Origin of the sequence: Sagittula sp. S175 (assembly GCF_049800975.1) — a bacterium.
In the GTDB taxonomy this organism is placed as follows: domain Bacteria; phylum Pseudomonadota; class Alphaproteobacteria; order Rhodobacterales; family Rhodobacteraceae; genus Sagittula.
In genome coordinates this window covers 21,920-27,919 of sequence record NZ_JBNAGB010000024.1, presented here as the reverse complement: position 1 = coordinate 27,919, position 6,000 = coordinate 21,920, and the positions used below count along the sequence as shown (strand labels likewise).

At 66.4% G+C, this 6,000-nt stretch carries 5 protein-coding genes and 1 pseudogene; 5 read left to right on the top strand and 1 reads right to left on the bottom strand.

The window, feature by feature from the left end; genetic code table 11:
• Positions 1 to 52 precede the first annotated feature (52 nt).
• The 5 genes and pseudogenes from ACP16H_RS21775 to ACP16H_RS21755 form a co-directional block, all read left to right on the top strand.
• Positions 53 to 829, top strand: a pseudogene (locus ACP16H_RS21775) (ABC transporter ATP-binding protein); the annotation flags it as partial.
• Positions 830 to 880: 51 nt separating this feature from the next.
• Entirely contained in the window at positions 881 to 1,477 is a 597-nt protein-coding gene (locus ACP16H_RS21770) for a TOBE domain-containing protein (protein ID WP_425074389.1), read from the top strand.
• Positions 1,474 to 2,577 carry an ABC transporter permease gene (locus tag ACP16H_RS21765; protein ID WP_425074335.1) on the top strand — a complete coding sequence of 368 codons (1,104 nt, stop codon included), beginning with the start codon at positions 1,474 to 1,476 and terminating at the stop codon, positions 2,575 to 2,577. Before ACP16H_RS21770 ends, ACP16H_RS21765 begins: the two co-directional genes overlap by 4 nt.
• Positions 2,578 to 2,716: 139 nt before the next feature.
• A complete protein-coding gene (locus ACP16H_RS21760; RefSeq protein ID WP_425074334.1) occupies positions 2,717 to 3,535 on the top strand; it encodes an ABC transporter permease in 819 nt (272 codons plus the stop codon).
• Positions 3,532 to 4,818 (top strand): NAD(P)/FAD-dependent oxidoreductase, encoded by a 1,287-nt coding sequence (locus ACP16H_RS21755; RefSeq protein WP_425074333.1) that lies wholly within the window; start codon positions 3,532 to 3,534, stop codon positions 4,816 to 4,818. Before ACP16H_RS21760 ends, ACP16H_RS21755 begins: the two co-directional genes overlap by 4 nt.
• A gap of 142 nt (positions 4,819 to 4,960) precedes the next feature.
• Here the strand turns inward: ACP16H_RS21755 and ACP16H_RS21750 are convergent, their stop codons facing one another.
• Positions 4,961 to 5,875: a DMT family transporter gene (locus ACP16H_RS21750; protein ID WP_425074332.1), complete on the bottom strand. Its 915-nt coding sequence runs from the start codon at positions 5,873 to 5,875 to the stop codon at positions 4,961 to 4,963.
• Positions 5,876 to 6,000 lie beyond the last annotated feature (125 nt).

Genomic DNA, 6,000 nt, shown 5'->3' with positions numbered 1-6,000 from the left:
GCCACAGGAGGTCCCGGCGCAAGGCCGGGACGGGACAAGGAACAAGACCAGAATGGCCCAGACCGTCTTCGCCCCCTGGAACGACCCCCAGGAAAAACCGCTTATCCAGTTCCGCAATGTCACCAAGCGGTTCGGCGATTTCACCGCCATCGACAACCTGACGCAGGACATCTACGCACGCGAATTCTTTGCCCTGCTCGGCCCGTCCGGCTGCGGCAAGACCACGCTGATGCGCATGCTCGCGGGCTTTGAAACCCCCAGCGAGGGCCAGATCCTCCTTGGCGGCAAGGACTTGGCCAAGACCCCCGCCAACCAGCGCTCGGTCAACATGATGTTCCAGAGCTACGCGCTCTTCCCGCACCTCAGCGTCTGGGACAACATCGCCTTTGGCCTGAAACGCGCCAAGAAACCCAAGGCCGAGATCGAGGCGCGCGTGGGCGAAATGCTCCGCCTCACCCGGCTGGAGAAATTCGCCACCCGCAAGCCGCACCAGATTTCCGGCGGCCAGCGCCAGCGCGTCGCCCTCGCCCGCTCGCTGGCGCGCGCGCCGAAACTGCTTCTGCTCGACGAACCCCTTGGCGCGCTTGACAAAAAGCTGCGCGAAGAAACCCAGTTCGAGCTGATGGACATTCAGGAAAAGACCGGCACGACCTTCATCATCGTGACTCACGACCAGGAAGAGGCGATGACCGTCGCCTCCCGCGTGGCCGTGATGGACCATGGCAAGATCGTGCAGGTCGACACCCCCGACCGCATCTACGAGGCGCCGAACTCCGTTTACGTGGCGGATTTCATCGGTGACGTGAACCTGTTCCGCGGCGTGGCCAGGGCGCGTACCGCCGCAGCGCCCGCCACGCCCCCGGTTGCGACACCGCAACCAATGCCGGAACCGGAAAACCGCGCCGCCGAAGAGGCGCTGCAAAAGATGGCCGACGATCAGGCCCGCAAACCGCAGCCCAACGCCCTGGGGATGAAGCTGCACGACAAGGTGCTCGCCCCCATCGTCGGCAAGTGGATCGACGAACCCAAGGCCCTGCCCCTGCCGGACAGTACCGCGCGGAACGGCACCATCGGCGCGGCCCCCGATCCCGCCCCCAAACCGGCCCAGCCGCAGCCCGCCAGCGACATCCCCGACGGCGGGCTCGAAATCCACTGGCACGAGGGCCAGCCCGTCCTGATCGCCGCCAACGGTCCAGAATCCATGGCTGGCCGCAATGTCGTCCTCTCGCTGCGCCCGGAAAAGATCTCGATCCACAAGGACAAGCCCACGGCGGCCAACGTCCTCAAGGGTCGCGTCATCGACATTGCCTACCTTGGCAACATGTCCACCTATCACGTGCAGATGGCCGACGGCACCATGGTCAAGGCGCAGGCCGCCAACACCCGCCGCATCGCCAATCGCGGCATCACCTGGGAAGACGAGGTCTGGCTCTCCTTCACCGCCACCGCCGGCGTCGTGCTGGAGGATGACGCGTGAGCGAGACCACCGCTTCCCGGGGGCAGAACCTCCTCATGGGCCTGCTGCTGGTGGTGACTGCCGCCCTCGCCGCGCAGGCCACCGTCGCCGTGGCGCAGGACGGCTGGCCCGCCTTGGGCAACAGCCCGCTGCTGATCGCCACGCTGCTCGCGGCGCTGGCGGGCTTCCTCGGCCTCTGGGGCAAATCCGACACCGACCAGCGCACCAGCTTCCTCGGCGCGACCGTGATCGGCCCGCCCTACCTCTGGCTGCTGGCGCTCTTCCTCGTGCCCTTCGTCATCGTGCTGAAGATCTCGCTCAGCGACATCGCCATGGCGCGCCCGCCCTACCTGCCGCAATACGACCCGTCACAGGGTATGGCAGGCCTCTGGGACCTCATCAGCCAGCTGGATTTCGAGAACTTCGTCTTCCTCACCACCGATGACCTCTACTGGAAGGCCTACCTGAGCTCCCTCCAGATCGCGCTCGTCGCCACCTTCCTGACGCTGCTCATCGGCTATCCCATGGCCTACGGCATGGCGCGCGCGCCGAAGGAATGGCAGGCAACGCTCTTGATGCTGGTGATCCTGCCCTTCTGGACCTCTTTCCTGATCCGCGTCTACTCGCTGATGGGGATCCTCTCGAACGACGGCGTGCTGAACAGCTTCCTGCTCTGGATCGGCATCATCTCGGAACCGCTGCAAATCCTGAACACAAAGACCGCCGTCTACATCGGCATCGTCTACACCTACCTGCCCTTCATGATCCTGCCGATCTACTCGGCACTGGAGAAGATGGACGAAAGCCTTCTCGAAGCCGCCGAGGACCTCGGCTGCTCCCGGCTCGAGGCCTTCTGGCTGGTGACCTTCCCGCTCTCGCGCGGCGGCATCATCGCGGGCTGCTTCCTCGTCTTCATCCCCACCATGGGCGAATTCGTCATCCCCTCGCTCTTGGGCGGCGCAGGCACCCTGATGATCGGCAAGGTCCTGTGGGAGGAGTTCTTCAACAACCTCGCCTGGCCCATGGCCTCGGCGGTGGCGGTGATCCTGCTCCTGATCCTCATCATCCCCATCGTCCTCTTCCAACGCTCCGAGGAAAAGGCCCGCGAGGCCGGCAAATGACCCAGGCCAGACCCATGCACCACGCCCCTGCTTCTTCTTGGTCCAAATACTCACCTGAGGCGCGCCACAGGCGCGACCGGGGGCACGGGGGCAGCGCCCCCGAAACCGGAATTTTCGCAGAAAATTCGGGAGCCCGCGCATGAAACGCTTCTCCTGGTTCAACGCCACCGCGCTGACCTTCGGCTTCGCCTTCCTCTACATCCCGATGATCGTGCTGGTGACCTATTCCTTCAACGAAAGCCGCCTGGTCACGGTCTGGGCGGGCTTCTCGACCAAATGGTACGGCGAACTCCTGCGCGATCAGGCCTACCTTGACGCTGCATGGGTCACGCTCCGCGTCGCCTTCTTCAGCGCCTGCCTCGCCACGGTGCTCGGCACCATGGCGGCGCATGTCATCGTCCGCGCCGGGCGCTTCCGAGGGCGCACGCTGTTCTCCGGCATGATCTACGCGCCGCTCGTCATGCCCGAAGTCATCACCGGCCTCTCGCTGCTGCTCTTGTTCATCGGCCTCGGCATCGACCGCGGCATCCTCACCGTGGTCCTCGCGCACACCACCTTTGCCATGTGCTACGTCTCGGTCGTGGTCTCCTCGCGCCTCGCCACCTTCGACACCGCGCTGGAAGAAGCCGCCCGCGACCTCGGCGCCACGCCCTTCGAGGCCTTCCGCCTCGTTACCCTGCCGATCATCGCGCCCGCCGTGATCTCCGGCTGGCTTCTGGCGTTTACCCTGTCGCTCGACGACCTGGTGATCGCCTCCTTCACCACCGGCCCGGGGGCCACCACCCTGCCGATCAAGGTCTTCTCCGCCGTGCGCCTCGGCGTCTCGCCAGAGATCAACGCGCTCTCGACCATGCTCATCGCCATCGTCACCCTCGGCGTCATCACCACCTCGATCATCACGAAACGCACCGCCGTGCGCCGCGCGCGCGAGGAACGTGCCGCCGACCAACTGGCGTGAAACGCCTCTACGAGGCCCCGGCCTACGGTCCCGCCCAGCCCTATTGGGCCGGGACCGTGGACGCGCCCCAATGGCCCACCCTCGACCATGACCTGACCACCGACACGGCGATCATCGGCGGCGGCTTCACCGGGCTGAACTGCGCGCTGACCCTCGCGCAATACGGGCAGGATGTGGCCGTCTTCGACGCCGAAAGCCCCGGCTGGGGCGCCTCCACCCGCAACGGCGGTTTCTGCTGCCTTGGCGGCGCCATCGCCTCCGACACCGCGCTGCGCCTGCGCTACGGTGCCGCCGAGGCCGCCCTCTGGGCAGACACCCAACAGGCCGCTGTCGACCACGTCTCCGCCCTGCTGGACACATACAAGATCGACGCCGACCGCCACTCGCACGGCGAAACCGTCCTCGCCCACAGCCCCCGCGCGGCCCGCAGACTGGCCCGCGACCCCGACGCCGAACACCACGGCGCTGACGAGCTGAAGGCCCTCGGCCTCGGCACAACCTGGCACGGCGGCGCCAGCAACCACGCGGGCTTTGCCCTCAACCCGGCGAAGTACCACGCAGGCCTCGCCCGCGCCGCCACCGCCGCCGGGGTGCGCGCCTTTGCCAAGACCCCCGTCACCGCCTTGAACCGCGGCACCCACTGGCACCTCACCGCGGGCAAGCACAAGGTCACCGCCCGCCGTGTCATCCTCGCCACCAACGGCTACTCCTCCGAGGACCTGCCCCACTGGCTCCGCGCCCGCACCCTGCCGGTGCAAAGCTCCGTCATCGTCACCCGCCCCCTCACGTCCGACGAACTGACGCAGGCCAACTGGACCTCCGACCAGATGGCCTATGACACCCGCAAACTGCTGCATTACTTCCGCAAACTGCCCGAAGGCAGGTTCCTCTTCGGAATGCGCGGCGGCCTCACCGCCCTCCCCGGGGAGCAGGAGCGCATCTCGACACGCATCCGCCGCGACTTCCACGCGGCCTTCCCGGCATGGAAGGACGTCGAGATCACGCACGAATGGTCCGGCCTCGTCTGCCTCATGGCCTCGGGCCACCCCTTCGCGGGTGCCGTCCCCGGCCACCCCGACCTCCACGCCGCATTGGGCTTTCACGGCAACGGCGTCGCCATGGGCAGCTACCTCGGCCACAGCCTTGCGCAACGGATCATGGGCCGCGACACCGGACCCTTCCCCGCCTTCCTGCGAAACGAACCGAAACGCTTCCCGCTGGGCCGATACCGCCGCGCGCTCCTGCGCCCCGCCTATTGGCTGGCCGAAACCTTCGACCTCTGAGGCAAAGATTTCTCGCCGAGAAATCTTCCCCAGCAAAGTCTTCGTCGAAGACTTTGCGGCCCTGCCTTCGGCCCGGCGGGTTTCTTGCGAAACCCGCGTTCGGCGCTGAGGACTGTCCCCCGGACAGTCCTCCGGGCGCGTCTCACCCCTGTGGCGTCATGCCCCGCCGCGCCTCGCCGCGCCGCATGCCCAACTGACGTTCCCGCCAGATAATCAGCACGCCCGCCGCCACGACGATCGCCGCACCCGCCAGCACGGCCCCCGTTGGCACCTCGTCAAAGATCATGTAGCCAAAGACCACCGCGAACAGGATCGAGGCATATTCGAACGGCGCCAGCACCGCCGCGCCCGCGAACTTGTAAGACGAGGTCAGCAGGATCTGCGCCACGCCGCCGATCAGCCCCGAGGCCACCAGCATCCAGACCACCGCCCAACCCGGCCAGACCCAGCCGAACGGCAAAGTCAGCAGTGAGAACAGCGTCGCCGTCAGCGAGAAATAAAACACGATGGCCGAGGTTTCCTCCACCGCCACCATTCGCCGGATCTGGATCTGTGCCAAGGCCCGCATCAGGGCCGAGACCATGACGAACCCGACACCCCACAGCGCCGCATCGCTCATGTCGCCAAAGCTCAGCCGCGGCCACATGGCGATGGTCACGCCCACCAGCCCCAGCAGCACCGCCGACATGCGGAACAGCCGCAGCCGTTCCCCCAGCATCAGCGCGGCCAGCAGCACCGTCAACATCGGCGCGGCATAGCCCAGCACCGTCACCTCGGGCAGCGGCAGCAACCCCAGCGCGGCAAAGTTGCAGCCCATGGCGGTCACCCCCACCAGCCCGCGCCAGGCGTGCATCAGGGGCTTTTGTGCCTTGAATCCCGTCCGCAGATCCCCCCGCATCGCCAGCCAGGCCACGATCACCGGCATCGCCAGCGCCGAGCGAAAGAACACCGCCTCCCCGGCTGGCACATGCGCCGAGGCCGCCTTCACCAGAGAGGCCATGATGGTGAACAGAAAGACAGAAGCCAGCTTCAGCGCAATGCCGCGCATCGGGGACATGAGAGGAGACCTTTCGAGATAGCGCTACCGTGGACCCCTCCCGACAAAAGGTCAACCTCCCTGCCCTGTCCCGATCTTCGCGCTTGTGACGTGGCGTTTTCCGGCAGGTTAACGAAAAATAATCT